Genomic DNA, 26,364 nt, shown 5'->3' with positions numbered 1-26,364 from the left:
GACAGTGCCGCAGACCCGGGTCGCCGTGGTGGGCAGCGCCAACATGGACCTGGTCGCGATGGCGCCCGCGTTGCCGAGACTGGGTGAGACCATGCTCGGCACCGACTTCGTGATGGTGCCCGGCGGTAAGGGGGCCAACCAGGCCGTCGCCGCGGCTCGGGCCGGCGCGTCCTGCTCCTTCCTCGGCGCGATCGGCTCGGATGCCTTCGGCGTCACCCTCAAGGCCCGCATCACGGCGGCCGGGGTGGACACCAGTCAACTGCGGGTGGTCTACGGCACCTCCGGCGTGGCGTTGGTGATGGTGAACGCCCAGGGCGAGAACGCCATCCTGGTCACCCCCGGGGCCAACGACGCGCTGGTCGGCCTCACCGCTGACGAGTTGGCCACCGTGAGCGCGGCGGACGTCCTCGTCGCCCAACTGGAGATCCCGGTGTCGACAGTGACGGCCGCGGCGGTGGCCGCCCGCGCCGCCGGCACCCGGGTCATCCTCAACGCAGCCCCGGCACGCGACCTCCCGCCCGAGCTGCTCGCATCGGTGGACCTGCTGGTCGTCAACGAGGGCGAGGCGCGCACGCTCGCCGGTCGAGGTCGGGAAGAGCCCCGGGCGCTGCTCGACCTGACCCCCAGGGCCGTGCTCACTCTCGGTGGCGAGGGTGCCTGGTACGTCGACCGGGACGGCACCGAGGTGCACGTACCGGCGATCCCCGTCGACGTGGTCGACTCCACCGCCGCGGGCGACGCGTTCACCGCCGCGCTGGCCGTCGGCTGGGGCGAGGGACGCGATCTGGTCGACGCGGTGCGCTGGGCGTCTGCTGCCGGCGCTGCCTGCGTACGCAAGCTCGGTGCCTCGGTCGCGCTTCCGCAGCGCGCCGAGATCGACGAGCTGTACGCGCCGGCCTGAACCAGTCCTCGCTACGCCGGCCGGTCCGCGCCGACGCGGAAGGCCCTGCGGTACGCCGACGGTGAGGTCAGCATGATCCGGCCGAAGTGGTGCCGGTACGTGACCGGCGTGTCGAATCCCACCGACCGGGCGACCCGCTCGACCGGGGCGTCCGTCTCCTCCAGCAGGGGCAGGCTGGCCCGGATCCGCTGGTCGATCAGCCAGCGGATCGGGCTGGTCCCGGTGGCCCGGGCGAAGTGCCGCAGGTAGGTGCGGGGCGACATGTGCGCGTTCCCGGCGAGCCGCGCCACTGTCAACGGTTCGGCGAGACGGGCGAGTGCCCAGTCGATGCTGGCGGCGATCCGGTCGTCGTCCGGGTCGACGGGCACCGGCGCCTCGACGAACTGGGCCTGCCCGCCGTCGCGGTGCGGCGGGATCACCAGTCGCCGGGCGACCGCGTTGGCGACCGCCGCGCCGTGGTCACGCCGGACCACGTGGACGCAGAGGTCCAGTCCGGCGGCGCTCCCGGCGCTGGTGAGCAGGTCACCGTCGTCGAGATAGAGCACGTCCGGGTCCACCTCGATCCGCGGGTACCGCCGCGCCAGCAGTTCGGCGTACCGCCAGTGGGTGGTGGCCCGCCGGCCGTCCAGCAACCCGGCGCCGGCCAGCGCGAACGCTCCCGAGCAGATCGACATGATCCGCGCGCCGCTTCGGTGTGCCCGGCGTAGCGCGGTCACCAGCTCCGGCGACGGGTCACCGGTCACGTCCGGGACACCGGGCACGATCACCGTCCGCGCGCCCGCCAGGTCGGCCAGGCCGTACGGGGTGTGCAGGCTGGCGCCGCCGACCACCGGCACCGGTCCCGGTTGCTCCGCGCAGACCACCAGGTCGTACCACTCGACGCCGAACTCGGGCCGGGGCAGCCCGAACACCTCGGTGACGATGCCCGTCTCGAACACCGACATCCCCGGGTACGCGAGCACGGCGACGCGGTGCGCCGCTGACGCCCGTCGGGGTGCCGGGAGCAGGAGCGGGTCGGTGGACGTGGACCCGAGCGGCATGGCGGGATGTTAGCGCAGGACGTCCTATCCGCCACTCGTCCAGGCCCGTCGTACTGGCGAGGATCGGCGCATGACCTTCACCTTCGCCGTTCCGGCGGCCGACCCGGCCACCGCCGCCGCCCACTTCTCCGCCCGCCTCGGCGTCGAGACCGACGTGAGTGACGTGCACGCCGACCTGTCAGCCCGTACCCCCGATCTGGTGGTGGTCGACACCAGGGGTGTGGCGGCCTGGACGCAGGGACATCTCCCCGGTGCGGTGCACCTGCCCACCGCCGAGATCGCGACCCGCGCGGCGGAGGTCGTCCCGGCCGGCTCGGCGGTGGTGACCTACTGCTGGGGGCCGGGCTGCAACGGCGCGACCCGTGCGGCGCTGGAGTTCGCCCGGCTCGGTTACCGGGTCAAGGAGATGCTCGGTGGGTTCGAGTACTGGGCGAGGGAAGGGCTGCCGGTGGTGACGGCGACCGGGTTGACCCGTCGTCCGGTCGACGACCTGACCGCCCCGACCACGACGATCACCTGCGACTGCTGATTCCCTGTCCAGGCGGGCGAGGGATCAGCCGGCGGGCTCGTCGGCGAGCTTCTCTCCGCGTCGGCGCAGCATGCCCAGCCCGGGGATGCCGGCCACGGCGAGCTTGAGGTCCCGGGTCACGTCGAGCAGGTCGTGCAGGTCGGGCCCGACCCGGTCGAGGGTGGCCAGGATCGGCAGGATGTCCGCCGTCAGGTGTTGCTTGAGCTTGGGCAGCTCGTCGATCAGGTGGATCGCGGCGGTGATCTCCTCGTGGCTGAGCTGCTCGACGAACCGCTCGGTCATCGGCGCGGCACGCCGCAGCGCCGGCTCGTACGCCGCCAGCAGTTCGGCAGCGGTGGCGGCGGCCTCCGCCGCGGTGCCCACGGTGACGGCGGCCCGGCCGGCCACCCCCTCGGCGTTGGCGACCACCGTGGCGGCGGTCCGGGCGACGCGGTCGGCGTCGGCGACCACCACGGCGGCGGCGCTGGCCACCTCGGTGGCGGTGTCGATGGCGGTGGTCGCGGCGGCGCTGATCACGGCCACCTCGCGGACGGCTGCCTCGGCGTCGGTGAGCACCTGGTCGGTCCGGTCCAGGGTCGTCTCGATCCGGTCGACCACGCCGTTGATCCGCGCCAGCAGCGCCTCCACCCCGTCCAGCACCGCGAACGCGCGGGTGGGAACGGCGGCGAACGAGGCGGCCGAGCCGAGCGCCTGGTCGAGAGCGGAGCGGGTCAGGCCGACCACGGCGGTCGGGGTGGGGAGGGGAATCGCCATGGGGTCAAGTGTGCGTCGGCCGCACCACAACCGCCCGACGGAGCCGGTCAGCGTGACCGTCGACCGGCTCCGTCGGCGCAGGCCACCCGCAGCGCCCACCAGATCAGCGGCGCCTGCAACGGCACCCGGCCGTACGCGATTGCCCGCTTTGTCGGGCGGCGGTGGCGCCAGTCCACGGCCATCTTCACGTTCGCCGGCAGGACGGCGACGAAGAGTGCGGCGGCGGCCCGACCGCCGGCCCGTCGGGTGGCCGGGTTCGCGACCGCCGCCGCCACCGCAAGCTCCGCCACCCCGCTGGCGTACGTCCAGAACCGCGGCGGTCCGGGCAACGCACGCGGCACGATCGGCTCGTAGACGCCGGGGCGTACCAGATGGGTGACGCCGGCCGCCGCGAGCAGGCCGGCCAGGGCGGCGGCCTCGCCGCGGCGGGTGATCATCGGTGGTCCCCCTGCTGTTCGACGGCGCGCTGCACCGCCCGGTAGATCTGCCCGAACCGTAGCGCGTCCGGGGTCCGCACCAGCAGATCCTCCCGGCCGTGGTGCTGCACCCACAGCTCGTGCACGTGGCTGCCGCGCTCGTAGGAGCGGTCCAGCCAGCCGAGGGGGATCTCCAGGAACGGTGCCAGGGCGAGCGCCCCCACCGCGCAGGCCGCCAGGATGATCAGCGCCAGCTGCCAGTTGCCCCGGTCCTGCGCCGACCAGGCCAGTGACAACACGCAGACCACGGCGACGAGCGGCGGCAGCGAGAGCAGCAGGACCAGGACACCGCGACCCAGCACACGGCCGCGGACGGCGAGGGTCTTCTGCCCCCGTGCGTGCCAGACGAACGTCACGTCGGACAGGGCGATCACGTGACCGCCCGCCCGGATCGACTCGGACGTGACCTGCACCGCGTCGTCCCGGTAATAGAGGGTCATCACTAAGCCTAACCGCCGCCAGGCAAACCTCGCCCAGCTCGGCGACCGGCGCTCGGCCATGGCCCGCCCGCCGCGCTCAGGCCGGACCGGGACAGGACGGGTAACGGAACCAGGCTGGCTAGCGGCGCGTGACGGGGCGGGCCGGCTGGCTGTGCTCGACCGCGCGCTGCACCGCCCGGTAGATCTGCCCGAAGCGCAGCGCGTCGCCGGTGCGCAGCAACCGCACTGGCTGACCGCGCCAGCGGGCCCAGATCTCCAGTTGGCGGCTGCCCCGGGCGTACGAGCGGTCCAGGTGTTCGAAGAGGAAATCGGCGACGGGCCCGACGGCCAAGCCGACCAGCACCGACGCACCGACGATCGCGATCGTCACGGTGGGGGAGCGGTGCAGCCACACGGCCACGCCGATGCCGAGCACCGCCGCGACCAGCGGGCCGGCGAGCGCCGCGCCGATCGCGCCCCGCCCGGCAAGGACCCGCCAGGATCGGGTGCCCCGGCGGTGCCAGATCATGCTGATGTCGGACAGCGCGTAGGTGCGGCCATCGACCCGGACGGTGGTGGAGGTGACCTGCACCGACCTGTCGTCGTAGTACGTCGTCATGGCTGGACTCCCGCCCACGGGGCTGACACCACACTACTTACCCAAACGAGCCGGGTCGTAAGGTTGGCACGCGACTTCGACGAGGAAGTGAGGGCAGCGTGGGCGAGTTCGTTCGGCTGGAGACCACTGACGGCATCGGCACGATCCGGCTGGAGCGGCCGCCGATGAACGCGCTCAACACTCAGGTGCAGGAAGAGTTGCGCGCCGCCGCGACGGCGGCCACCGACGACCCCGAGGTTCGCGCCGTCATCGTGTACGGCGGGGAGAAGGTCTTCGCCGCCGGCGCGGACATCAAGCAGATGGCTGACATGTCCTATGTCGACATGGCGGACCGGGCTGCGAACCTGTCCAGCGCTCTCGGCGCGATCGCACGGATCCCCAAGCCGGTGGTGGCCGCGATCACCGGGTACGCGCTCGGTGGCGGCTGCGAGTTGGCGCTGGCCTGTGACTGGCGGATCGTGGCCGACGACGCCAAGCTCGGCCAGCCGGAGATCAAGCTCGGCATCATCCCGGGCGCCGGCGGCACCCAGCGGCTGGCCCGCCTGGTCGGCCCGGCCCGCGCCAAGGATCTGATCATGACGGGCCGGATGGTCGACGCCGAGGAGGCGCTGCGGATCGGCCTGGCCGACCTGGTGGTGCCGGCCGCCGAGGTCTACGAGGCCGCTGTCGCCTACGTGAAGCCGTACCTGACGGGTCCGGTGCAGGCGCTGCGCGCGGCGAAGCTGGCGGTCGACGGCGGCCTGGACATGGACCTGAACTCGGGTCTGGCCTGGGAGAGTCAGCTCTTCGCGGCACTGTTCGCCACCGACGATCGGCGGGAGGGCATGTCGGCCTTCGTGGAGAAGCGCAAGCCGGACTTCACCGGCCGCTGACACGGCTTAGCCGAGAACGGTTCACATTGTTCCTACCGGCCAGTAGCGTGGGCCCTCGGTCAAGAGGAACGAAGGGGAGCGGCGAATGACGGAGCGGATCGAGGGTCACGGCGGCGAGTTGGCGCTCGCGGCCCTACGCGCGCACGGCGTACGGGAGATGTTCACCCTCTCCGGAGGGCACGTCTTCCCGCTCTACGACGCGGCGTACAAGACCGACTTCCCGATCTACGACGTCCGGCACGAGCAGTCCGCGGTCTTCGCCGCCGAGGCGGTGGCCAAGCTCCAGCGTCGTCCCGGCCTGGCCGTGCTCACCGCCGGGCCGGGTGTCACCAACGGCATCTCCGGCATGACCAGCGCGTTCTTCAACGCCTCACCGGTGTTGGTGCTCGGTGGCCGCGCGCCCGCGTTCCGCTGGGGTTCCGGCAGCCTCCAGGAGATGGACCACCTCCCGCTGGTCGCCCCGGTCACCAAGCACGCCGAGACGGTGTTCAGCACCGACGACATCCCGCGCGCGGTGGGTGCGGCGCTCAACGCCGCGCTCACGCCGCACCGCGGTCCGGCCTTCCTCGATTTCCCGCTCGAAACGGTCTTCTCGGTCGCCGAGGCGGACCTGCCCGCCGCGACCGGCGTCGACCCGATCGCGCCGGACCCGGAGGAGGTCGGCCGCGCCGCCCTGCTCATCGCCGGGGCGCAGCGACCGGTCATCATCGCCGGCTCCGACGTGTACGCGGGCGACGCGGTCGCCGCGCTGCGCGAGGCGGCGGAGGCGTTGCAGGTTCCGGTCTTCACCAACGGCATGGGTCGCGGCTCGCTCCCGCCGGAGCACCCGCTGGCCTTCGCCAAGGCCCGCCGGGCCGCGCTCTCCGGCGCCGACGTGGTCGTGGTGGTGGGCACCCCGCTGGACTTCCGCCTCAGCTTCGGTGACTTCGGCGACGCCAAGGTGGTGCACATCGTCGACGCGCCCAGCCAGCGGGCGACGCACGTGCAGCCGGCCGCGGCTCCGGCCGGTGACCTGCGCCTGATCCTCTCCGCGCTGGCCGACCACGCCGGTGACCGGACCGACCACGCCGACTGGATCGCCGACCTGCGCGTCGCCGAGGACGCGGCGAAGGCACGCGACGCCGCCGAGATGGCCGCCGAGACCGACCCGATCCGTCCGGCGCGGATCTACGGCGAGCTGCGTCGGGTGCTGGCCCCGGACGCGATCACCATCGGCGACGGTGGCGACTTCGTGTCGTACGCCGGGCGGTACCTGGAGCCGTCGCAGCCCGGCACCTGGCTGGACCCGGGCCCGTACGGCTGCCTGGGCACCGGCATGGGTTACGCGATGGGCGCCCGGGTCAGTCACCCGGACCGGCAGATCTGCGTGTTGATGGGCGACGGCGCGGCCGGCTTCTCGCTGATGGACGTCGAGTCGCTGGTCCGCCAGAAACTGCCGGTGGTGATCGTCGTCGGCAACAACGGCATCTGGGGGTTGGAGAAGCACCCGATGCGCGCGATGTACGGGTACGACGTGGCCGCCGACCTTCAGCCGGAGCTGCGCTACGACACGGTGGTCAGCGCGCTCGGCGGTGCGGGGGAGATCGTCGCCAAGGCCGCCGATCTCGGTCCGGCGCTCCAGCGGGCGTTCGACGCCGGAGTGCCGTACCTGGTCAACGTGCTCACCGACCCGACCGACGCGTACCCCCGGTCGTCGAACCTGGCCTGAGTCGCACCCGCCGCCGTCGCTCCCTGAGGGGGCGACGGCGGCGCGCTCACACCTCCGGTCGGTCACCCTCGCGGGGCGGCTCACCGTCGCGGCGACGCAGGTCGTCCTCGCGGCGGCGCAGGTCCTCCTCCCAGCGGCGGAAGAGTTCGTCGTCCTGTTCCTTGGCGCGCTCCTGCACGGAACGCAGGAACTCCGGGTCGTCGTCGGGGGCGACAGTGCGGGGGCGCTGCCGCTCGGGTGAGCCGGTGCCGCCCAGCCAGCCCTTGCGGGCGCCGGAGCCGGCCTCCCGGCCGGCGAGGAACCAGGCGATCGAGCCGATCAGCGGGAAGAACAAGATGATCAGCACCCAGGCGATCCGGGGCAGGGCACGGATCTGGCCCTCCTCGGCGGAGAGACAGCTGATCAGCGCGCAGACCGCGAGGACGATCTGCACCAGGAAGAGGAGTACGCCAAGCCGGGCCATGCACCCATCATGGCTCACCGTTTCCCGTCACCACAGTCCGCGGAGCGCCAGCAGCACTCCCAGTAGTGCGAGGCTCACGGTGCCGAACGCGACCAGGGGTAACGTCCGGCCGCCGGTGCGGGCGGGGCCGGTGCCGGTGGCGCGGGGCCAGCAGAGCAGCAGCAGGGCGCCCCACACCACAACTGTGACGCCGGCGATCAGCGCCCCGACCGGGTCTCCGGTCGACGCCAGCCGCACGGCGAGCGCGGTCACCACCGTCGCCGTGAGCAGGGTGCGCCGCCAGGCCAGCCGGGTCCGTTCCGGTTGCAGCCCCGGGTCGCGTCCGGTGCTCACCGGCCGCCGACGGCCCGGATCAGGACGGCGACGACCAGCAGCACCGCCCCGACGCCGACGGCGATGGCGAGGATGGCGGGAAACCGCGACGCGGGCAGCTCCTCACCGAGCCGGATGGCCCGCTCGGTGCGCGCCCAGTGGTCCACGGCGCGGATCGCGACCACCCCGCCGAGCAGTAGCAGTGTCACCGCGATCACTTCCCGCAGGTGGCTCATCGGCAGGGGTGGCAGGAACTGTGCGGCGGCCAACCCGCCGCCGACCAGCGCCAGCCCGGTTCGCAGCCAGGCGAGGAAGGTTCGCTCGTTGGCCAGGGAGAACCGGTAGTCCGGAGTCTCACCGACCGAGCGCAGCTCCGCCGGGTCGAACCACCGCCTGATCGCCTCCCACACAGTGGGAGAATATCCACTTCCCAGGCCGCTTAGCCTGAGCCGGTGACTGATCTCGACGTAAAGACGCTGCGCGACGCCTACGACAACCAACTCCGCCCGGAGATCCCCGACCCGGTTCCGGCCGGAGTGACTGTGGAGCGGGACGGGCCGCTGGTCCGGATCCTCGGGCTGGATGCCGGCGGGTTCCTCACGTACCGCGACCTGGGCGGGCTGACCGGTGACGCGCTGGACGAGCTGATCGCCCGGCAGGTGCAGTTGTTCCGTGAGCGTGGCCAGTCGGTCGAATGGAAGCTCAACGAGCACGACGAACCGGCCGACCTGGCGGACCGCCTGCGCGCCGCCGGCTTCGTCCCGGAGGACCGCGAGACCGTCGTGGTCGGGCCGGTCGCCCCGCTGGCCGCCGCGCTGCCTGTCGTCCCCGAGGGGGTACGCCTGCGTGAGGTGACCGCCCGGGAGGACCTGGAGCGGATCGCCGCCATGGAGGAGGAGGTCTGGCAGGCGGACCGTTCGCACCTGGTGTGGGGTCTGGCCAAGGAGATCGACGCCGACCCGAATGCGATCGCCGTGGTGGTGGCCGAGGCCGGCGAGACGGTGGTGAGCGCCGGCTGGGTGCGGTTCCCGGCGAACACCGGCTTCGCCACGCTGTGGGGCGGCTCGACGTTGCCGCAGTGGCGGCGCAAGGGCATCTACCGGGGGTTGGTCAACTACCGGGCGCGGCTGGCCGAGCAGCGGGGTCGGACGCTCATGCAGGTGGACTGTTCCGAGGACAGCCGGCCGATCCTCCAGCGACTCGGTCTCGTCCCCGTCACCACCACCACCCCGTACGTCTACACTCCGTGATCATGGAGCAGCGGTTGACGGACGAGGAGCGCCTGACCATCAAGACCGGTGCCTTCGGTGCTGTCTTCCTGGTCTCCAACGCCGACCCGGGGGTGCTGGGGGTGATCCGGGAGAGCATCGCCGCGTCCGGCGCGCTCGCCGACGCCAGCGGGGCGATCAAGGAGGCGCTGACCACCGGCCCGTTGCCGAGGCTTCCACGGGACTCCCAGCTGGAGATCGAGTCGGTGGTGCTGCCGGCGTTGCGTCAGGCGGTGCTGATCCTGCGCGAGAAGTCACCGCCGGACGTGGAGGCGTACCGCTCGGTGGTGCTGGCCGCGGCGGACCGGGTGGCCCGGGCGCACGACGGGGTCGCACCGGCCGAGGCGGCGGCCATCGACCAGATTCGGGTTGCGTTGGCCGAGCCGGCCTGACCGGCCCGGCGTCGGTGAGCTGTGTCACTCTGTGTGCCTCGGGAGCGCAACCTACTGGCAGGTAACATTGCCTCGTGGGAAACCGCACAGCAGCCCGCGGTTGACCTGGCGTCGACCGACGCGCGACGCTGCGCCCCATACCGGGCGAGCGAATCGCAACACCACACAGGAGGGTCGTCGAAGCGCGATGAATATCGTCGTACTCGTCAAGCAGGTGCCTGATTCGGGCGCGGACCGCAACCTGCGCAGTGACGACAACACCGTCGACCGCGGTTCGGCGAACAACGTGATCAACGAGATGGACGAGTACGCCATCGAGGAGGCGCTGAAGATCAAGGAGGCGCACGGCGGCGAGGTCACCATCCTGACCATGGGTCCGGACCGGGCGACCGAGTCGATCCGCAAGGCGCTCTCCATGGGCCCGGACAAGGCCGTGCACGTGTTGGACGAGGCCCTGCACGGCTCCTGTGCGGTCGCCACCTCCAAGGTGCTCGCCGCCGCGCTCGGTCAGCTCAACGCCGACCTGGTGATCTGCGGTGCCGAGTCCACCGACGGTCGGGTCCAGGTCATGCCGCACATGATCGCCGAGCGGCTGGGCGTCGCTGCGCTCACCGGCGCTCGCAAGCTCACCGTCGACGGCGCGACGCTGACCGTCGAGCGGCAGACCGAGGAGGGGTACGAGGTCGTCACCGCCTCCACCCCGGCCGTGGTCTCCGTCTGGGACACGATCAACGAGCCGCGCTACCCCTCCTTCAAGGGCATCATGGCCGCGAAGAAGAAGCCGGTGCAGACGCTCGCGCTGGCCGACCTCGGTGTCGCGCCCGCCGAGGTGGGCTTCGACGGTGCCACGAGTGCCGTGGTCGAGCACACCAAGCGCCCGCCGCGTTCCGGCGGAGCCAAGATCACCGATGAGGGCGAGGGCGGCGTCAAGCTGGTCGAGTTCCTCGCCACCGAGAAGTTCGTGTGAGAGCGGGTCTGGACATGTCTGAGGTTCTCGTCGTCGTCGAAGCCACCAAGGAATTCGGCGTCAAGAAGGTCACCCTGGAGATGCTCACCCTCGCCCGCGAGCTGGGCACCCCGAGCGCCGTGGTGCTCGGTGGCGCCGGCGCCGCCGAGGCGCTGAGCGGCAAGCTGGGCGAGTACGGCGCGGAGAAGATCTACGCCGCCGAGGGTGACGAGATCGACGGCTACCTGGTGGCCCCCAAGGCCACGGTGCTGGCCGAGCTGGTCCAGCGGGTGCAGCCGGCCGCGGTGCTGCTGGCCTCCGCCCAGGAGGGCAAGGAGATCGCCGCCCGCCTCGCCGTCAAGCTGGACAACGGCATCCTGACCGACGTGGTCGGCCTGGACGCCGACGGCACCGCGACGCAGGTCGCCTTCGCCGGCTCCACCATCGTCAAGGCCAAGGTCACCAAGGGCCTGCCGCTGGTCACCGTGCGACCCAACTCGGTCACCCCCGCCCCGGCGGCGGCCACCCCGACGATCGAGCAGCTCACCGTGTCGGTCACCGACACCGACAAGCTGGCGAAGGTCGTCGAGCGGGTCGCCGAGCAGAAGGGCTCCCGTCCCGAGCTGACCGAGGCGGGCGTGGTCGTTTCCGGCGGTCGCGGTGTCGGCAACGCCGACAACTTCAAGCTGGTCGAGGAACTGGCCGACCTGCTCGGCGGTGCCGTGGGCGCGTCCCGCGCGGCCGTCGACTCCGGTTTCTACCCGCACCAGTTCCAGGTGGGCCAGACCGGCAAGACGGTCTCCCCGCAGCTCTACGTCGCGCTCGGCATCTCCGGTGCCATCCAGCACCGGGCCGGCATGCAGACCTCGAAGACCATCGTCGCGGTCAACAAGGACGGCGAGGCGCCGATCTTCGAGCTGGCCGACTTCGGCGTGGTGGGTGACCTGTTCAAGATCGTTCCGCAGGCCGCCGAGGAGATCCGCAAGCGCAAGTGACCCGGAACTACCGGAAGTGGCCGCCCGTTCGCGACGGGCGGCCACTTCCGTAGTGGGGAGCTGATCGGCGGGCCGGGGAGCTGAACCGGCCCACCGATCAGCCCGTCAGGGTGCCCCTCAACAGGCTGTCGCCGGAGTGGCGGGTGTTGTTGTCGTACTGCTCGGCGGAGACGTCGACCACCGAATAACTCGTCAGGTCGACGTTCGGGGGCAGCGGCAGCAGAGCATCCGAACCGCTTCCCAGGGTGCCCACCGAGAACATCTCCATCGTCGTCGGATTGATGAGCCAGACCTCGTAGTACCCAGGGACGCGCGGGAGATTCGCCACATGCAGATGCAGTTGGCCGTCCTGGAGAACACGGGCGTCGCCGGTGGCCGTCGGTGGTGTCGATCCGTACGCCGCCAGCGGCGCGCTCGCCACCACCACCTGCGGCGGAGTGGGCGACGGGTCGTCCGGCCGTAGCACCGAGACGGTGCCCACCACACCGACCGCCGCGGCGGCTGCCGCCGTCACGGCGGTGGCCGCCCAACGGGACCAGCCGGAGCCCCGACGGGACCGGCGCGTCGGATCCAACCTGGTGACCGTCGACCCGGTGTGCGCGTCGTCGGCCCTCTCGGCCGTGCCGCTGTCGGTCTGCGCGGGCACCTGCTGCCGACCGGGCCCGGTCGGCGACGGCCCGGCTTCCGCCGCCCTGACCTGGGCGATGATGCCCTGCCAGACGTGCTCCGGGGGGTCGGGCAGGTCGGTCAGGCCCTGCGTCTCGGTGCCGAGCCCCGCAACCCGTTCCAGGGTCGCCAACTCCGCGCGGCAATGTGCGCAGGTGCCGAGGTGGGTGCTCTCCCCGTTGTCCGCCTCGCTCTCACCGAGCGCCAGAAAGACCAGCCGGTCGTGGTCCAGGTGCTGCACCGTCCACCTCCCATCTGCGTTTCAAGCTCGCCATGCCGCGCCGGATGTGGCTCTTCACGGTGCCCAGCGGCACTCCGGTCACCGTGGCTATCTGCTGGTGTGTCAGGTCGTCGTAGAAGGCCAACTCCAGCATGCGTCGCTGGTCGTCCGGCAGACGGGCCAGCTCGTCGGCGATGACCAGACGGTCCACCACCCGGTCCGGGTCCGGGTCGGTGGACGTCGGCTCGGGCAGTTGCCGGACCGTCTCCACCACGCGGGTCTCGCGGGCCGAGGCGCGCATCCGGTCGATCACCTTGCGTCGGCCGATGCCGAGCAGCCACCCGACCAGGGATCCCTTGGCCGGGTCGAAGGTGTCGCGACCCAGCCAGGCGGCGACGAACGTCGCCTGGGTGACGTCCTCGGCGTCGCTGCGGTTGGCCAGCATGGAGCTGGCCAGGTGGTGCACGGCGCGACCGTACCTGTCGTACGCCTCGCGGAGGGCCACCTCGTCACCCGCGTGGAAGCGGAGGCCGAGGTCGTCCACCGGGGGGTCCGGTTCCTGTAGGGGCGCCGTCATCGGGCGGCTCGCCTTCGATGGGGCATGCCCGACTGTAGCTGCCACAGTCTCTGCCCCACTCTCCCGGTCGAAGTCATCTCACCTGCTCTTCGTCCCAGGGGCGTCGATCGGATGCAGGCGGGACCGAAAAAGAAAAGTGCCTCTCCGGCGCATCCGCCCGTCGAGGAGCCGGCGTAACCCGTTCTGCAAGCCAGGCCTGACGAATCAGCAGTTATCACCAGGAGGCAGACATGCAGCTCTCGTACTTCCGTCGGGTCGCCGCGGGTGGCGCGGTCGCCGCGTTGACGTTCGCCGGTGTCGGCGCGCTCACCGCCACCCCCGCGTACGCCGCCACGTCGAAGGTCTCCGTCGTGCACGGCATCCCGGACACCCCGGTCGACGTCTACGTCAACGGCAAGAAGACGCTGGAGAACTTCAAGCCCGGTGACGTCGCCGGCCCGCTGAACCTGGAGGAGGGCGACTACGACATCGCGCTCACCAAGCCCGGCGAGCCGATCGGCAGCGCGATCCTCAAGGCCGACAACGCGGCGGTGCCCGGCGGGGCCAACATCAGCATCGCGGCGCACCTCGACGCCGCCGGCCAGCCGAAGATCACGCCGTTCGTGAACGACGTCTCGAAGGTCGCCGCAGGCAAGGCCCGGCTGGTCGTCCGGCACACCGCCGCCGCCCCGGCGGTCGACGTACGCGCCGGTGGAACCCCGGTCTTCGAGGGCCTCACCAACCCGAACGAGGCCAAGGGCGACGTCGACGCGGGCAGCGTGAAGGCGGACGTGGTGCTGGCCGGCACCGACACCGTGGCCATCGGCCCGGCCGACCTCAACCTCAAGGAGGGCACCGCGACGGTCGTCTACGCGATCGGCTCCGCCGAGGGCAAGACGCTCGACGTCGTGGCGCAGACCATCACCGGCCTGCACTCCGCTCCCGGCGGCGTGCCGAGCGGTGACGGTGGGCAGGCCGGCACGGGCGTGAACACCTGGTGGTACGTGCTCACCGGTGCCGGCGTACTCCTGCTGCTCGGTGGCGGGGTGCGGATGGCGACCGCGCGGACCGGTCGCAAGTGACGGTGCGCAACCGCGGCGCGCTGGCGGCAGTGGCCGCCGGCGTTGCCGCGCTCACCGTCGCCACCCTGGTGGCGTGCGGCTCGCAGCAGGCCGGGAACGTGGGCGCGGACGAGGCGACAGCCCTCGCCAGCACCCCACCGACCGTGGCCAGCGGCCCGTCGATCCCGGTGACCGCCGGTGAGCTGCCCACCGACGCGGAGATCGTCAGGCCGGTACGGCTGGTGATCCCGGAGATCGGCGTCACCGCCAGGGTCAACGCGGTCGGCATCAACGACCGGACCGGGGAGTTCGAGGTGCCGCCGAGCGTCGACCAGATCGGCTGGTACCGCCACGGTCCCGGCCTGGAGGCGGAGGCCGGATCGGTGGTCGTCGCCGGTCACGTGGACAGCGCCAAGCAGGGCAAGGGTGCGTTCTTCCGGCTGCGGGAGCTGGACCAGGGCGACACGGTGACCGCGACCGGCAGCGACGGCGAGGCGCGGCAGTACCGGGTCGTGGCCCGGGAGGAGTACGACAAGACCAGGATTCCGCTGGACCGGTACTTCGCCCGGGACGGGAAGCCGCGGCTGACGCTGATCACGTGCGGTGGGCCGTTCGACGCCAAGGCCCGCAAGTACCGGGACAACATCGTCGTGACCGCGGTACCCGCCTGACGAGGTCACGCCATGTGCCGGGGTGGGGAGTCCCACCCCGGCACATGGCGTGAAGCCCCTCCGGCATCCGGCCCCCGACGTGTCGGCCGTACGCTGAACGGTGATGGCTTACCTGGATCACGCGGCGACGACTCCGATGCTCGACGAGGCACTGGAGGCGTACGTCGCTACCGCCCGCGAGGTCGGCAACGCGTCCTCCCTGCACGCGTCGGGCCGCCGTGCCCGCCGCCGGGTCGAAGAGTCGCGTGAACGGGTGGCCGCGGTGCTGGGCGCACGGCCCTCCGAGGTGATCTTTACCGGTGGTGGCACCGAAAGTGACAACCTCGCGGTCAAGGGCATCTTCTGGGCCCGCCGGGATGCCGGCGCCGACCGTCGCCGGGTGGTCTCCAGCGCCGTCGAGCACCACGCCGTGCTGGACGCGGTCGACTGGTTGGCGCGGCACGAGGGCGCCGAGGTCGGTCTGCTCCCGGTGGACGCCGTCGGTCGGCTCGACCCGGAGGACCTGCGCGCCGAGTTGTCCGCGCACGCCGACCGGGTGGCAGTGGTCACCGCGATGTGGGCGAACAACGAGGTGGGCACCGTCCAACCGGTCGCCGAGCTGGCCGCCGTCGCCGCCGAACACGGTGTGCCGTTCCACACCGACGCCATCCAGGCGGTCGGTCAGGTGCCCGTCGACTTCGCCGCCAGCGGGGTCGCCGCGCTGACCGTCACCGGGCACAAGCTGGGCGGCCCGGCCGGGGTGGGCGCGCTGCTGCTGGCCCGGGACGTGGCGGCCACGCCGCTGCTGCACGGTGGCGGCCAGGAACGTGACATCCGCTCCGGCACCCTGGACACCGCAGGCATCGTCGCCTTCGCGGTCGCCGTCGAGGCGGCGGTGAAGGGCCAGCAGGAGTACGCGGCCCGGGTGGCCGCACTCCGCGACGACCTGATCGAGCGGGTACGCCGGGCGGTGCCCGAGGTGATCTACAACGGTGACCCGGCCGACCGGCTGCCCGGCAACGCCCACTTCTCCTTCCCGGGCTCCGAGGGCGACGCGCTGCTCCTGCTGCTCGACGCGCAGGGGATCGCCTGCTCGACGGGTTCGGCCTGCTCAGCGGGGGTGGCCCAGCCGTCGCACGTACTCCTGGCGATGGGTGCCGACGACGACCGCGCCCGCTCCTCCCTGCGGTTCTCCCTGGGCCACACGAGCACCCAGGCCGACGTCGACGCCGTCGTCGCGGCCCTCCCGGCAGCTGTCGAGCGGGCCCGCCGAGCAGCAGCCCTCCGCACCCCCCGCTGACCCGGTCCCCGGGGCTTGCCCGGGCTGGTGGATAGGGTTGTCCCGGAAACGGGGAAGGGAGTGGACCGGTGAGGGTTCTGGCGGCGATGTCGGGCGGGGTTGACTCGGCCGTGGCGGCGGCGCGGGCGGTGGCGGCCGGGCACGACGTGACTGGCGTGCACCTGGCGCTGGCCCGCAACCCACAGACCTACCGGACCGGGGCGCGCGGCTGCTGCACCCTGGAGGATTCCCGCGATGCCCGCCGGGCCGCCGACGTGATCGGCATCCCCTTCTACGTGTGGGACATGGCCGACCGCTTCCACGAGGACGTGGTGGACGACTTCGTCGCCGAGTACGCGGCCGGCCGTACGCCGAACCCCTGCCTGCGCTGCAACGAGAAGATCAAGTTTGCGGCGGTGCTGGACCGGGCGGTGGCGCTGGGCTTCGACGCGGTGGTGACCGGGCACCACGCCCGGCTCGGCCCCGACGGGCTCCTGCGGCGCAGTGTCGACGTGGCCAAGGACCAGTCGTACGTGCTGGCCGTGCTCACCCGTGAGCAGCTGGACCGGTCGATCTTCCCGCTGGGCGACTCGACCAAGGCGCAGGTCCGAGCGGAAGCCGCCGAGCGTGGCCTGGCGGTCGCCGACAAGCCCGACTCGCACGACATCTGCTTCATCGCCGACGGCGACACCCGTGGCTTCTTGGCCGGCCGGCTCGGCGAGGCCCCCGGCGACGTGGTCGACGCGAGCACCGGCGCGGTGGTCGGCAGCCACACCGGCGCGTACGCGTACACGGTGGGGCAGCGTCGCGGGCTGCACCTGGACCGGCCCGCCCCGGACGGCCGGCCGCGCTACGTGCTCTCCATCACCCCGAAGACCAACACGGTGACCGTCGGCCCGGCCGAGGCGTTGGAGGTGTCTGAGGTCCGTGCCGTTCGTCCGGTCTGGACCGGCGGCGCGCTTCCGGACTCCCCGGTGGAGTGCGAGGTGCAGTTGCGCGCGCACGGCAGCGTGGTACCCGCCACGGTCGCCCTCGACGGTGACCTGCTGCACGCGGAGCTGCGCCAGCCGGTACGCGGCGTCGCCGCCGGTCAGGCCCTCGTCGCGTACCGGCCGGACCCGGCCGGTGACGTGGTCCTCGGCTCGGCGACCATCACCGGCTGACCGCACGGCCCGGGTGCCAGCGGGATAGCCTTTCGGCCGTGACAGATCAGGCGTGGCCCTGGCCGGCGGGCTCGGCAACCGGGATCGGCTCGTTGCCCGGCATCGATATCGGCGAGGCCCAGAGGGTGGTCCTCGGTGAGCTTCCCGACCTGCCCCACCTGCCCGAGCTACCGGCCCGTGGCCCTGGCGCGGACCTGATCGGCCGCTCCGCCGGCCTGCTGGTCGACCTGCCCGTCGAGGTGTACGCCGGCCGGTGGCGGGTCGCCCCGCGCCCGGGCCGCGACCTGCGCCGGGCCCTCGACCTGATGGAACGCGACCTGGACCAGCTCGCCGAGCAGGCCGAGGAGTACGCCGGGCCGATCAAGGTGCAGGCCGCCGGGCCGCTCACGCTGGCCGCGTCCCTGGAGCTGCCGATCGGCGGCCGTCTGTTGCGCGACGCCGGCGCGGTCCGCGATCTGACCGGTTCCCTCGCCGAAGGGCTGCGCGCGCACGTCGCGGCGGTGGCCCGGCGGCTGCCCCGGGCGTCGGTGCTGCTCCAGGTGGACGAACCGTCGCTGCCGGCCGTGCTGGCCGGACGGGTGCCGACCGAGAGCGGGTTCGGCGCGTACCGGGCGGTCGAGTCGGTGGACGCCGCCGCGCTGCTGCGCACCGTCGTCGAGTCGGTCGGCGTGCCGACGCTCGTGCACTGCTGCGCCCCGGACGTACCGCTGGAGCTGATCCGCTCCACCGGTGCCGTCGCGGTCGCCCTCGACCTGGACCTCGTCACCGACCTGGATCCGCTGGGCGAGGCGATCGACGCCGGCCTCGGGTTGCTGGCCGGGGCCGCTCCGACCCGGCCGCCGTCGGCCGGTCGCGCTCCGACCTCCGCGCAGATCGCCGATCGGGTACGCCAGCTCTGGGACCGCCTCGGCTTTCCCCGCCGGCAGCTCGCTCAGCAGGTGGTGGTCACTCCCGCCTGTGGTCTCGCCGGTGCCACCCCGGAGTACGCGCGGGCGGTGCTCGCGGCCTGTCGGGACGCCGGCCGCAGGCTCGCCGAGGTCTGAGGTTTCCTGTCGTACCCGCTGGGCAGGATGACGGTCATGATTGGACAGCTGCGTACGGTGGTGATCGACTGCCCGGATCCACGGGCGCTGGCGGCGTTCTACGCCGAGCTGCTCGGCGTGCCTCTCGCCGAGGGTGAGATGGACGACGACTGGGTGGTGCTGGGCGGCCCGCCCGGTCACCAGCCGCGTCTCGCCTTCCAACAGGCGCTCAACCTGCGGCCAGCGGCCTGGCCGGACCCGGAGCGCCCTCAGCAGTTCCACCTGGATGTGACGGTGGACGACATCGAGACCGCGGAGAAGGCGGCGCTCGCGCTCGGTGCCCGGCGACTGCCGGGCGAGGGCGACGGTTTCCGGGTGTACGCCGATCCGGCCGGCCACCCGTTCTGTCTCTGCTGGGACTGACCTCGGCACGGCTTGCGGCGGCCGGGCATGATGGCCGCCGTGATCCACACTGCCGCGCTGCGCGCCTCCGGTTCGCTCTACGGCCTCGCCTACGGTGACGCGCTGGGCAAGCCGACCGAGTTCCTGACCGTCGCCGAGATCGAGCACCGCTACGGTCCGGCAGGTCCCCGCGAGCTGTCCGGGGAGCCGGCCCTGGTCACCGACGACACCCAGATGGCGCTCGCGGTCGCCTGGGCGCTGCGCGAAGCGCCGTCGTTGACGCCGGAGGCGGTGGAGCCTCTGCTGCGGCGACGCTTCCTGGCCTGGGCGATCAGCCCGGACAACAACCGCGCCCCGGGCATGACCTGCCTGCGCGCTTGTGCGGAGCTGAGCCGTGGGGTGCGTTGGCAGGAGGCGACGGTGGCCGGGTCGAAGGGCTGCGGGGCCAACATGCGGGTCACCCCGGTCGGCCTGCTCGACGTCGACCTGGACACACTGGCCGGGCTCGCCCAGTTGCAGGCCGGGCTGACCCACGGTCACCCGACGGGGCTGGCCGCCAGCGAGCTGACCGCGTACGCGGTGTTCGCGCTCCGCGCGGGCGCCACACTGCCCGAGGTGCCCGCGCTGCTCATCGAGCGGGCGCGGTCCCAGCGTCTGGTCTACCGGGAGCAGTGGCTGGGTGACCTGTGGCAGCGCCCCGGTTCGCGGTCTCCGGAGGAGTTCATCGCCCAGGGTTGGGACGAGTGCCTCGTCGCGCTGGGTCGACTGGTGGACGCCCTGGGTCGGCCGGACGACGGCGGTGACCCGTGCCGGGCCACCGGAGAGGGCTGGGTCGCCGAGGAGGCGCTGGCCACCGCGCTGCTCTGCGCCGTACGGCACGCCGACGACCCGGTCACCGCCCTGGCCCGGGGCGCGACCACCGCCGGCGACTCCGACTCGATCGCCGCCCTGGCCGGCGCGTTCGTGGGCGCGGCGCTCGGGATGGCCGCCTGGCCGACCGAATGGGCGAACCGCATCGAGTACGCCGACCAGCTCGCCACCCTCGGCGCGACCTGGGACTGACCCGCCGCGTGCCGGGGTCTGACCGGCCGGGTCGCGTGCCAGGCCCGCCTGCCGGCCGGCGCCTGTGATCGACTCGGGTTTCTGGAAGTCGGGGCATCGCGGGGCCGGTGATGGCGCGCTTTTCAGGAACCCGAGTGGATCAGGCCGCCAGGGTCAGGGCAGGCGGCGGGTGGTCAGGCGGTGGGCAGGTGCCGCAGGCTGCGGACCTTCTTCCACAGGTCGCCGTCGCAGCGGCCGGCGTGGTCGGCGAAGGCGGCCGAGCTGAGGCGGATCGGCTCGGTCAGGCTGAGGTAGCTGTCGTGCTCCGCGCCGGGGTCCCAGTCCCGGGTGGGGATCCGCACGTGGTCGTCCCGGTCGCTCTTGTCCTGGCTGGTGATCTTCAGGACGTCGGCGCCCCGGGAGTCGGCACGAAGTACCAGGCAGGGGCGCACCTTCGATCCGGTGCCGTCGGCGTACGGCACGTCGGCCCACCAGATCTCGCCGGGTTCCGGGGCGTCGTGCCGGTCGGAGTCGCGCGGGCGGGGCTTGGCCGGCCGGTCGGTGCTGCGCGGTCGCGGCGGAGCCGGACGTCGACCGCCGGAGCGGTCCGGGGCGGAGCGGTCCGGGCGGGTGCCCGGAGGGCGCGTCGACACCCGGTGCCGCCAACTGTTCCACGCCCAACCGGCGGCAACCGCCAGCAGGATCGCCACCGCCCAGAGCAGCGCCTCGGGCATCCGTACCTCCGCCTCTCGGCGACCCCGAGGGCCGCACCGTCCGGCGATCCTCGCACGCCGTCGTCGGTGCCGCCCGCCGACGACGCCCCGGCGTGCCGTCGCCGGTGCCGCCCGCCGACGACGCCCTGGCGTGCCGTCGTCGGTGCTGCCCGTCGACGACACCGCAGCGGCCCCACAGTCCGCGGCACCCGCCAACCCGGCCAGCACGGAGAGCGGGTGAGGGCGGCGTCGCTTCCGGCGCGGGCGGACGCCGGATTGTCCCACCGGCCCGATACCGTGCCGGAGTAGCGTGATCAGGGAGGTCGCAGGCGTGTCCGAAGGTGGCGGTGTGTCCGAGGAGCAGATCGGTCAGCAGGTCAGCCCGGCTCAGGAGGCGGCGGCCGGGGCGGAGCCCACGCCGCAGGCCCGGGAGCGGCACGCCACGCTCAGCCAGGAGCTGACCGAGCACCAATACCGCTACTACGTGTTGGATTCGCCGACCATCACCGACGCCGAGTTCGACAAGCAGTTGCGCGAGCTGGAGGCACTGGAGGCGGAGTTCCCGGCGCTGCGGACGCCCGACTCGCCGACCCAACGGGTGGGCGGCACGTTCTCCACCGACTTCACCCCGGTCACCCACGCCGAGCGGATGCTGTCGCTCGACAACGCGTTCGCCGACGAGGAGTTGGCGGCGTGGGCCGAGCGGGTCGAGCGGGACGCCGGTGGCGCGGTGCCCTACCTGTGCGAGTTGAAGGTCGACGGGCTGGCGATCAACCTGACCTACGAGAAGGGCCGGCTGGTCCGTGCGGCCACCCGGGGTGACGGCCGCACCGGCGAGGACGTCACCGCCAACGTGCGCAGCATCCGCGACGTGCCGGGCCAGCTCACCGCGTCGGCCGACTTCCCGGACGTGCCCGAGCTGGTGGAGGTCCGGGGCGAGATCTACTTCCCGGTCGCCGCGTTCGCCGACCTCAACGCGGGCCTGGTGGAGCAGGGCAAGGCGCCGTTCGCCAACCCCCGCAACGCCGCCGCCGGCAGCCTTCGGCAGAAGGACCCACGAATCACCGCCTCCCGACCGCTGCGCCTGGTCGTGCACGGCATCGGCGCCCGCCGGGGGTTCCAGCCCACCGCCCAGTCCGAGTCGTACGCGGCGCTGAAGGCGTGGGGGTTGCCGACCAGTGACCGGTGGCGGGTCGTCAGGGATCTGGCCGGCGTGGCGGAATACATCGCCTACTACGCCGAGCACCGGCACGACGTCGAGCACGAGATCGACGGGGTCGTGGTCAAGGTCGACCCGGTGTCCATCCAGGGCCGGCTGGGCTCGACCAGCCGTGCGCCGCGATGGGCGATCGCCTTCAAGTACCCGCCGGAGGAGGTCACCACCAAGCTGCTCGACATCGACGTCAACGTGGGGCGCACCGGTCGGGTCACCCCGTTCGCCGTGCTCGAACCGGTGCGGGTCGCCGGCTCGACCGTCGCGCTGGCCACCCTGCACAACGCCCGGGAGGTCGAACGCAAGGGCGTGTTCATCGGCGACACGGTGGTGCTGCGCAAGGCCGGTGACGTGATTCCCGAGGTGCTCGGCCCGGTCGTCGACCTGCGACCCGCCGACGCCCGGCCGTTCGTCATGCCGACCACCTGCCCGGCGTGCGGCACTCCGCTCGCGCCGGCCAAGGAGGGCGACATCGACATCCGCTGCCCCAACACCCGCAGCTGTCCGGCCCAGCTGCGGGAGCGGGTGTTCCACCTCGCCGGTCGCGGCGCGTTCGACATCGAGGTTCTCGGCTACAAGGGTGCGGCGGCCCTGCTGGACGCGGACGTCATCGCCGACGAGGGCGACCTCTTCCAGCTCGACGCCGAGCAGTTGTCCCGGTCCCCGTTCTTCGTCAACAAGGACGGCACGCTGGGCAGCAACGCGGTCAAGTTGTTGGACAATCTGGCGGTCGCCCGGGAGCGTGACCTGTGGCGGGTGTTGGTGGCGCTCTCCATCCGCCACGTCGGCCCCACCGCCGCGCAGGCGCTCGCCCGGCACTTCCGCTCGATGGAGGCCATCGACGCGGCCAGCGAGGACGAGCTGTCCTCCGTCGACGGGGTCGGGCCGACCATCGCGGCCAGCATCCGCGAGTGGTTCGCCGTGGACTGGCACCGGGAGGTCGTCCGCAAGTGGGCCGAGGCGGGTGTACGGATGGCGGAGGAGGCGGTCGACGAGGGTCCGCGCCCGTTGGAGGGGCTGACGGTGGTGGTGACCGGCACACTGGCCGGCTTCTCCCGGGACCAGGCCGCCGAGGCCGTGCAGAGCCGGGGCGGCAAGCTCAGCGGGTCGGTCTCCAAGAAGACGAGCTTCGTGGTCGTGGGGGACAACCCCGGGTCCAAGGCCGACAAGGCGGCGAGCCTCAAGGTGCCGGTGCTGGACGAGGACGGGTTCCGGCTGCTGCTGGACGCGGGTCCGGACGCCGCGCGGGAGGTCGCCCAGCTCGGCGAGTAATTCCGGCGGCACGGTTGCGGAGACGACTGGCGGCGTATACCAACTTAATTACGACTACGACCGATTCGTGACTGTCATACCGGGAAACCGGGGGCTGAGGGCGTTTCATTGGGTCACGGCGTACCGCAGCGGCACGCCGACGGTCGTCGGGAGGTGTGGTGGAGGCCGCCGATCCACGCAACTCGCTCCCCCCGGGGCGGGCGACGCCGTTCGCCACCTTCGTCGTCGGCATCCTGGTGGTCGCCGCGCTGACCGCCGCCGTACCGCTGGCGACGCTTCCCGCCGAGGTCTCCGGGCTGCCGGTGGCGTTCTGGACGATGGCCGTGCTCGCTGTGGTCTGCGACGCCCGGCCGTTCGTGCCGCCGGGGCGTCGGCAGACCTCGGCGGTGTTCCCGTCCACCTGCTTCACCTTCGCGATCCTGCTCGGCTGGGGCCTCGGGCCCGCCGTGGCGGTTCAGGCGGTCGGGGTGATCGTCTCCGGCTGGCGGATGCGACACGCGGCCTGGCGGACCGCGTTCAACGTCGGCCAGTACGCGTGCGCCCTCGCCGCCGCGTACGGGGTGATCCAGCTCGGCTCGGGCACCATCTTCTCCGGCGGTCGTCTGCACTGGACCGACGTGGCCGCTGTCGGCGGTGCCACGCTGGCGTGGTTCGTCGTCAACTACGGGCTGGTCAGTTGGGCGGTGCGGTTGCGTTTCGGCGACCGGTGGTGGCCGACCCTGCGTCAGGGCCTCGGCTTCGAGTTGCTCTCCACCGGTTCGCTGTTGCTGCTCGCCCCGGTGCTGGTCGCCGCGGCCCGGGTCAGCGCGGCGTTGATCCCACTGGTGCTCGTGCCGTTGTTCGCGGTCTACCGGATGGCCCGGCTGACCGTCGAGCAGCAGCACCTCGCCGCCGCCGACCCGCTGACCGGGCTTCCCAACCGCAAGGCGCTGCTGGCCGAGGTGGCCGAGCAGGTGCACCTGCACGCCGAGCGGACCGCCCGTGGCGAGCCCGACGGTCAACTGGCCCTGCTCCTAATCGACCTGGACCGTTTCAAGAACGTCAACGACGCTCTCGGTCACGCCGTGGGCGACCGGCTCCTGGTCGAGGTCAGCGCCCGGCTCGCCGACGTGCAGCCCCGACCGCAGATGATCGCCCGTCTCGGTGGCGACGAGTTCGCCATCGTGATGACCGGCCTGACCGACGTCGGTCAGGCACGGGAGTTGGCCGACCGGGTGGTCCAGGCGCTGGCCGAGCCGGTGCCACTCGACGGGCTGCCGTTGGACGTCGGCGGTTCGATCGGGATCGCGCTCTTTCCCGAACACGGCGAGGACTTCGCCACGTTGATGCGCCACGCCGACGTGGCGATGTACGACGCCAAGCACCGCAACGACACGGTGGCCGTCTACGCCCCCGAGTCCGACCACAACTCCGCCGAGCGACTCGGTCTCCTCGCCGACCTGCGCCGGGTGCTGGAATCCAGCCCGTCGACGGACGAGCCGTTCGCCGCCGAGCGAGAGGGGCAGGCCACCGAGCCGCTCGCCGCCGAGCGGGAGGGGCAGGCCACCGAGCCGTTCGCCGCCGAGCGGGAGGGTCGGGGGGAGAGGCCCCTCGACGCCGGGCCGGCGGTGCGCGGTTACGGCGACGCGCTGGCCGATCAGGCCGACGGGAACGGCCGGGACGTCGTGTCGAGCGACGCCGAGCGGGTCGACGTACCCCTGGGCGCGAAGGCCGAGGTGCGCGGCGGTGACGGGGCGGCGCTGCCCCTCGGATCCCCGGCCGAGCCCGCACCACTCGCGGAGCCGGCATCGGCGGTCGCCACCGCGCCGCCGGCCGGTCCCCGCTGGTGGGGGCGTCGTCGGCGCAACGACGCCGAGCTGGTGCACGCCGACGAGCTGATCAACCGGATCGCCACCGGCGCCGACCCGATCCGGGGCCGAAGCTCCCGTGCCTCGGTCGCCGGCACCCGCTCGGGTTCGGCCCGGGAGCGACGTGCGGGAGCGGGCAACGGCCGCCGGGCGTCGAACGCGGGCGTGCTGCCCGCGAGGGGCAACGGTGGTTCCTGGCCTCGGCGTGACGCCGGGCCGGGCACGTCGGGGCAGGCGCCCGGATCGACCGGGTGGGCGCACGTGGACGGGGACGCGCCCGACGACGCCGGCGAAATCACGATGTACTACCAGCCGCAGATCGCCATCGCGACGGGCGAGGTGGTCGGCGTCGAGGCCCTGCTGCGGTGGCGGCACCCCCGGCGGGGCATGGTCGACCCGGAGGAGCTCATCCGGGTCGCCGAGCAGAGCGCGGTGATGCGTCTCCTCACCCGTCGGGTCGTCGACGACGTCGTGGAGCAACTCGCCAAGTGGTCGGCGGCCGGCATCGGCCTGCGCGCGGCGCTGAACGTGAGCGTGCGGGACCTGCACACCGGCGAGATCGCCGACCAGATCGCCGACCGGCTGGCCCGCTACCAGGTTCCGGCCGAGCGGTTGCAGGTGGAGATCACCGAAGGTGCCCTGATGGCCGACCCGCGCCGGGTGCTGGCCACCATCTCCCACCTGCACCGAATCGGCGTGGCCATCGCGCTGGACGACTTCGGCACCGGCTACTCCTCCCTGCAACACCTGCGCCGGTTGCCGCTGTCCGAGGTGAAGGTGGACAGGTCGTTCGTCCTCGGCATGGCCGACGACGCCGACGACGCGGCGATCGTCCGGTCGATGATCGAGCTGGCCGGCGCGTTGGGGCTGCGGGTGGTCGCCGAGGGCGTCGAGGACGAGCGGACCTGGCGGATGCTGCACGCCGCCGGCTGCGACGCCGCGCAGGGCTGGTTCTACGCCCGGCCCATGCCGGCCGAGGAACTGGTCACCTGGCTGGCCCGGTACCGGCCGGTGCGCCCGAGCGGGCCCCCGCAGTCGGACACCGGTCGTCGCCCCACCCGCTGACCCGGCTGTCGGGAGGGGGAGTCGGGGACGCGGCACCGGAGCGGAACAATAGACTCGCTCCGGTCACCGCGCGTCACGCTCCACCCGCCGCGCGGCAGGCACACCGCCGACCAGCAGGACATCAGAAGGGGGCACGGATGGCCGCCATCTCCCGCGAGGAGGTCGCGCACCTGGCGCGCCTGTCGCGGCTCGCCGTCACCGAGGAGGAGCTGGACACGTTCGCCGGCCAGCTCGACGTGATCCTCCAGGCAGTCGCCCAGGTCGGCGAGGTCGCCGCCGCGGACATCCCGCCGACCTCGCACTCGGTGCCGCTGACCAACGTCTTCCGCGAGGACGTCGTCACGCCGTGCCTGACCCCTGAGGAGGCGCTCTCGGGCGCCCCCGACGCCGAGGACCAGCGGTTCCGCGTACCGCGGATCCTGAGCGAGGACGTGGCCTCATGAGCGAGCGGCAGCGAGCGAATCATCGGTGCAGCGCCGTGGTGCCTCATGGCGTCGCGGA

29 protein-coding genes are annotated in these 26,364 nt (G+C 72.6%); 18 read left to right on the top strand and 11 right to left on the bottom strand.

The window, feature by feature from the left end:
- Nucleotides 1–4: 4 nt before the first annotated feature.
- Nucleotides 5–901 carry a ribokinase gene (locus tag O3438_RS16295; protein WP_269680757.1) on the top strand — a complete coding sequence of 299 codons (897 nt, stop codon included), beginning with the start codon at nucleotides 5–7 and terminating at the stop codon, nucleotides 899–901.
- A gap of 11 nt (nucleotides 902–912) precedes the next feature.
- Here O3438_RS16295 and ftrA read toward each other — a convergent pair whose 3' ends face one another.
- The gene (gene ftrA, locus O3438_RS16290; RefSeq protein WP_269680756.1) at nucleotides 913–1,941 is read right to left on the bottom strand and encodes a transcriptional regulator FtrA; all 1,029 of its coding nucleotides are present in this window, start codon (nucleotides 1,939–1,941) and stop codon (nucleotides 913–915) included.
- A gap of 70 nt (nucleotides 1,942–2,011) precedes the next feature.
- Between ftrA and O3438_RS16285 the strand changes: the two genes are divergently transcribed.
- Nucleotides 2,012–2,470 (top strand): rhodanese-like domain-containing protein, encoded by a 459-nt coding sequence (locus O3438_RS16285; RefSeq protein WP_269680755.1) that lies wholly within the window; start codon nucleotides 2,012–2,014, stop codon nucleotides 2,468–2,470.
- A 24-nt stretch (nucleotides 2,471–2,494) separates the two neighbouring features.
- Here the strand turns inward: O3438_RS16285 and O3438_RS16280 are convergent, their stop codons facing one another.
- The 4 genes from O3438_RS16280 to O3438_RS16265 all read right to left on the bottom strand — a co-directional run bounded on the left by O3438_RS16280 (nucleotide 2,495) and on the right by O3438_RS16265 (nucleotide 4,737).
- Nucleotides 2,495–3,223, bottom strand: a complete 729-nt coding sequence (locus O3438_RS16280; protein ID WP_269680754.1) for a hypothetical protein — start codon at nucleotides 3,221–3,223, stop codon at nucleotides 2,495–2,497.
- A gap of 47 nt (nucleotides 3,224–3,270) precedes the next feature.
- Nucleotides 3,271–3,660, bottom strand: coding sequence for a hypothetical protein (locus tag O3438_RS16275; protein WP_269680753.1), 390 nt, complete (start codon nucleotides 3,658–3,660; stop codon nucleotides 3,271–3,273).
- Nucleotides 3,657–4,139 carry a DUF6232 family protein gene (locus tag O3438_RS16270; protein ID WP_088991167.1) on the bottom strand — a complete coding sequence of 161 codons (483 nt, stop codon included), beginning with the start codon at nucleotides 4,137–4,139 and terminating at the stop codon, nucleotides 3,657–3,659. Before O3438_RS16270 ends, O3438_RS16275 begins: the two co-directional genes overlap by 4 nt.
- Nucleotides 4,140–4,257: 118 nt before the next feature.
- Nucleotides 4,258–4,737 (bottom strand): DUF6232 family protein, encoded by a 480-nt coding sequence (locus O3438_RS16265; RefSeq protein ID WP_145785187.1) that lies wholly within the window; start codon nucleotides 4,735–4,737, stop codon nucleotides 4,258–4,260.
- A 98-nt stretch (nucleotides 4,738–4,835) separates the two neighbouring features.
- Between O3438_RS16265 and O3438_RS16260 the strand changes: the two genes are divergently transcribed.
- Nucleotides 4,836–5,609, top strand: coding sequence for an enoyl-CoA hydratase-related protein (locus O3438_RS16260; RefSeq protein ID WP_269680752.1), 774 nt, complete (start codon nucleotides 4,836–4,838; stop codon nucleotides 5,607–5,609).
- Between the two features lie 85 nt (nucleotides 5,610–5,694).
- The gene (locus O3438_RS16255) at nucleotides 5,695–7,317 is read left to right on the top strand and encodes an acetolactate synthase (RefSeq protein WP_269680751.1); all 1,623 of its coding nucleotides are present in this window, start codon (nucleotides 5,695–5,697) and stop codon (nucleotides 7,315–7,317) included.
- 46 nt (nucleotides 7,318–7,363) lie between these two features.
- Here O3438_RS16255 and O3438_RS16250 read toward each other — a convergent pair whose 3' ends face one another.
- The 3 genes from O3438_RS16250 to O3438_RS16240 are packed head-to-tail and all read right to left on the bottom strand — an operon-like array spanning nucleotide 7,364 to nucleotide 8,502.
- On the bottom strand, nucleotides 7,364–7,780 hold the full coding sequence (locus O3438_RS16250) for a PLD nuclease N-terminal domain-containing protein (protein WP_269680750.1): 417 nt from the start codon (nucleotides 7,778–7,780) through the stop codon (nucleotides 7,364–7,366).
- 27 nt (nucleotides 7,781–7,807) lie between these two features.
- Entirely contained in the window at nucleotides 7,808–8,113 is a 306-nt protein-coding gene (locus O3438_RS16245; protein ID WP_269680749.1) for a DUF202 domain-containing protein, read from the bottom strand.
- On the bottom strand, nucleotides 8,110–8,502 hold the full coding sequence (locus tag O3438_RS16240; RefSeq protein WP_269680748.1) for a YidH family protein: 393 nt from the start codon (nucleotides 8,500–8,502) through the stop codon (nucleotides 8,110–8,112). The genes O3438_RS16245 and O3438_RS16240 overlap by 4 nt, the downstream gene beginning before the upstream one ends.
- Before the next feature lie 42 nt (nucleotides 8,503–8,544).
- On the opposite strand from O3438_RS16240, the gene O3438_RS16235 reads away from it, so the two are divergent.
- The 4 genes from O3438_RS16235 to O3438_RS16220 all read left to right on the top strand — a co-directional run bounded on the left by O3438_RS16235 (nucleotide 8,545) and on the right by O3438_RS16220 (nucleotide 11,693).
- Nucleotides 8,545–9,342, top strand: a complete 798-nt coding sequence (locus tag O3438_RS16235; RefSeq protein WP_269680747.1) for a GNAT family N-acetyltransferase — start codon at nucleotides 8,545–8,547, stop codon at nucleotides 9,340–9,342.
- Nucleotides 9,339–9,752, top strand: a complete 414-nt coding sequence (locus O3438_RS16230; RefSeq protein ID WP_208745092.1) for a hypothetical protein — start codon at nucleotides 9,339–9,341, stop codon at nucleotides 9,750–9,752. Before O3438_RS16235 ends, O3438_RS16230 begins: the two co-directional genes overlap by 4 nt.
- 187 nt (nucleotides 9,753–9,939) lie before the next feature.
- A complete protein-coding gene (locus O3438_RS16225; protein WP_269680746.1) occupies nucleotides 9,940–10,719 on the top strand; it encodes an electron transfer flavoprotein subunit beta/FixA family protein in 780 nt (259 codons plus the stop codon).
- 14 nt (nucleotides 10,720–10,733) lie between these two features.
- On the top strand, nucleotides 10,734–11,693 hold the full coding sequence (locus O3438_RS16220) for an electron transfer flavoprotein subunit alpha/FixB family protein (RefSeq protein WP_269680745.1): 960 nt from the start codon (nucleotides 10,734–10,736) through the stop codon (nucleotides 11,691–11,693).
- A 97-nt stretch (nucleotides 11,694–11,790) separates the two neighbouring features.
- Here the strand turns inward: O3438_RS16220 and O3438_RS16215 are convergent, their stop codons facing one another.
- Both O3438_RS16215 and O3438_RS16210 read right to left on the bottom strand, forming a co-directional pair.
- Complete coding sequence (locus tag O3438_RS16215; protein WP_269680744.1) at nucleotides 11,791–12,600, bottom strand: anti-sigma factor; 810 nt, start codon at nucleotides 12,598–12,600, stop codon at nucleotides 11,791–11,793.
- Complete coding sequence (locus O3438_RS16210; RefSeq protein ID WP_269680743.1) at nucleotides 12,554–13,156, bottom strand: RNA polymerase sigma factor; 603 nt, start codon at nucleotides 13,154–13,156, stop codon at nucleotides 12,554–12,556. Before O3438_RS16210 ends, O3438_RS16215 begins: the two co-directional genes overlap by 47 nt.
- A 230-nt stretch (nucleotides 13,157–13,386) precedes the next feature.
- Between O3438_RS16210 and O3438_RS16205 the strand changes: the two genes are divergently transcribed.
- The 7 genes from O3438_RS16205 (at nucleotide 13,387) to O3438_RS16175 (ending at nucleotide 19,774) form a co-directional block, all read left to right on the top strand.
- The gene (locus O3438_RS16205; RefSeq protein WP_269680742.1) at nucleotides 13,387–14,217 is read left to right on the top strand and encodes a DUF4397 domain-containing protein; all 831 of its coding nucleotides are present in this window, start codon (nucleotides 13,387–13,389) and stop codon (nucleotides 14,215–14,217) included.
- The gene (locus tag O3438_RS16200) at nucleotides 14,214–14,867 is read left to right on the top strand and encodes a class F sortase (protein ID WP_269680741.1); all 654 of its coding nucleotides are present in this window, start codon (nucleotides 14,214–14,216) and stop codon (nucleotides 14,865–14,867) included. Before O3438_RS16205 ends, O3438_RS16200 begins: the two co-directional genes overlap by 4 nt.
- Nucleotides 14,868–14,970: 103 nt before the next feature.
- On the top strand, nucleotides 14,971–16,146 hold the full coding sequence (locus O3438_RS16195) for a cysteine desulfurase family protein (RefSeq protein WP_269680740.1): 1,176 nt from the start codon (nucleotides 14,971–14,973) through the stop codon (nucleotides 16,144–16,146).
- 68 nt (nucleotides 16,147–16,214) lie between these two features.
- Complete coding sequence (gene mnmA, locus O3438_RS16190; RefSeq protein WP_269680739.1) at nucleotides 16,215–17,288, top strand: tRNA 2-thiouridine(34) synthase MnmA; 1,074 nt, start codon at nucleotides 16,215–16,217, stop codon at nucleotides 17,286–17,288.
- 38 nt (nucleotides 17,289–17,326) lie between these two features.
- Nucleotides 17,327–18,331, top strand: a complete 1,005-nt coding sequence (locus O3438_RS16185; RefSeq protein ID WP_269680738.1) for a methionine synthase — start codon at nucleotides 17,327–17,329, stop codon at nucleotides 18,329–18,331.
- Between the two features lie 36 nt (nucleotides 18,332–18,367).
- Entirely contained in the window at nucleotides 18,368–18,733 is a 366-nt protein-coding gene (locus O3438_RS16180; protein ID WP_269680737.1) for a VOC family protein, read from the top strand.
- A gap of 30 nt (nucleotides 18,734–18,763) precedes the next feature.
- On the top strand, nucleotides 18,764–19,774 hold the full coding sequence (locus tag O3438_RS16175; protein ID WP_442929727.1) for an ADP-ribosylglycohydrolase family protein: 1,011 nt from the start codon (nucleotides 18,764–18,766) through the stop codon (nucleotides 19,772–19,774).
- A gap of 173 nt (nucleotides 19,775–19,947) precedes the next feature.
- Here O3438_RS16175 and O3438_RS16170 read toward each other — a convergent pair whose 3' ends face one another.
- Nucleotides 19,948–20,487 carry a type II toxin-antitoxin system PemK/MazF family toxin gene (locus O3438_RS16170; RefSeq protein ID WP_269680735.1) on the bottom strand — a complete coding sequence of 180 codons (540 nt, stop codon included), beginning with the start codon at nucleotides 20,485–20,487 and terminating at the stop codon, nucleotides 19,948–19,950.
- 328 nt (nucleotides 20,488–20,815) lie between these two features.
- Here O3438_RS16170 and ligA point away from each other — a divergent pair, with 328 nt between their 5' ends.
- The 3 genes from ligA (at nucleotide 20,816) to gatC (ending at nucleotide 26,306) form a co-directional block, all read left to right on the top strand.
- Nucleotides 20,816–22,951, top strand: coding sequence for an NAD-dependent DNA ligase LigA (gene ligA / locus O3438_RS16165; RefSeq protein WP_269680734.1), 2,136 nt, complete (start codon nucleotides 20,816–20,818; stop codon nucleotides 22,949–22,951).
- Nucleotides 22,952–23,109: 158 nt separating this feature from the next.
- Nucleotides 23,110–25,863 (top strand): GGDEF domain-containing phosphodiesterase, encoded by a 2,754-nt coding sequence (locus O3438_RS16160; RefSeq protein ID WP_269680733.1) that lies wholly within the window; start codon nucleotides 23,110–23,112, stop codon nucleotides 25,861–25,863.
- 137 nt (nucleotides 25,864–26,000) lie between these two features.
- Nucleotides 26,001–26,306 carry an Asp-tRNA(Asn)/Glu-tRNA(Gln) amidotransferase subunit GatC gene (gene gatC, locus O3438_RS16155; RefSeq protein ID WP_145785167.1) on the top strand — a complete coding sequence of 102 codons (306 nt, stop codon included), beginning with the start codon at nucleotides 26,001–26,003 and terminating at the stop codon, nucleotides 26,304–26,306.
- Nucleotides 26,307–26,364 lie beyond the last annotated feature (58 nt).

Source organism: Micromonospora sp. WMMC250 (genome assembly GCF_027460215.1).
In the GTDB taxonomy this organism is placed as follows: domain Bacteria; phylum Actinomycetota; class Actinomycetes; order Mycobacteriales; family Micromonosporaceae; genus Micromonospora; species Micromonospora taraxaci.
This window is presented reverse-complemented; position numbering and strand designations above follow the sequence as displayed.

Bases quoted from the DNA above. Each gene is read 5' to 3' on its own strand.
- ftrA (WP_269680756.1), bottom strand. From the start codon at position 1,941: ATGCCGCTCGGGTCCACGTCCACCGACCCGCTCCTGCTCCCGGCACCC.
- O3438_RS16285 (WP_269680755.1), top strand. From the start codon at position 2,012: ATGACCTTCACCTTCGCCGTTCCGGCGGCCGACCCGGCCACCGCCGCC.
- O3438_RS16280 (WP_269680754.1), bottom strand. From the start codon at position 3,223: ATGGCGATTCCCCTCCCCACCCCGACCGCCGTGGTCGGCCTGACCCGC.
- O3438_RS16275 (WP_269680753.1), bottom strand. From the start codon at position 3,660: ATGATCACCCGCCGCGGCGAGGCCGCCGCCCTGGCCGGCCTGCTCGCG.
- O3438_RS16270 (WP_088991167.1), bottom strand. From the start codon at position 4,139: ATGACCCTCTATTACCGGGACGACGCGGTGCAGGTCACGTCCGAGTCG.
- O3438_RS16265 (WP_145785187.1), bottom strand. From the start codon at position 4,737: ATGACGACGTACTACGACGACAGGTCGGTGCAGGTCACCTCCACCACC.
- O3438_RS16255 (WP_269680751.1), top strand. From the start codon at position 5,695: ATGACGGAGCGGATCGAGGGTCACGGCGGCGAGTTGGCGCTCGCGGCC.
- O3438_RS16250 (WP_269680750.1), bottom strand. From the start codon at position 7,780: ATGGCCCGGCTTGGCGTACTCCTCTTCCTGGTGCAGATCGTCCTCGCG.
- O3438_RS16225 (WP_269680746.1), top strand. From the start codon at position 9,940: ATGAATATCGTCGTACTCGTCAAGCAGGTGCCTGATTCGGGCGCGGAC.
- O3438_RS16220 (WP_269680745.1), top strand. From the start codon at position 10,734: ATGTCTGAGGTTCTCGTCGTCGTCGAAGCCACCAAGGAATTCGGCGTC.
- O3438_RS16210 (WP_269680743.1), bottom strand. From the start codon at position 13,156: ATGACGGCGCCCCTACAGGAACCGGACCCCCCGGTGGACGACCTCGGC.
- O3438_RS16205 (WP_269680742.1), top strand. From the start codon at position 13,387: ATGCAGCTCTCGTACTTCCGTCGGGTCGCCGCGGGTGGCGCGGTCGCC.
- O3438_RS16195 (WP_269680740.1), top strand. From the start codon at position 14,971: ATGGCTTACCTGGATCACGCGGCGACGACTCCGATGCTCGACGAGGCA.
- O3438_RS16180 (WP_269680737.1), top strand. From the start codon at position 18,368: ATGATTGGACAGCTGCGTACGGTGGTGATCGACTGCCCGGATCCACGG.
- O3438_RS16175 (WP_442929727.1), top strand. From the start codon at position 18,764: ATGGCCGCCGTGATCCACACTGCCGCGCTGCGCGCCTCCGGTTCGCTC.
- O3438_RS16170 (WP_269680735.1), bottom strand. From the start codon at position 20,487: ATGCCCGAGGCGCTGCTCTGGGCGGTGGCGATCCTGCTGGCGGTTGCC.
- gatC (WP_145785167.1), top strand. From the start codon at position 26,001: ATGGCCGCCATCTCCCGCGAGGAGGTCGCGCACCTGGCGCGCCTGTCG.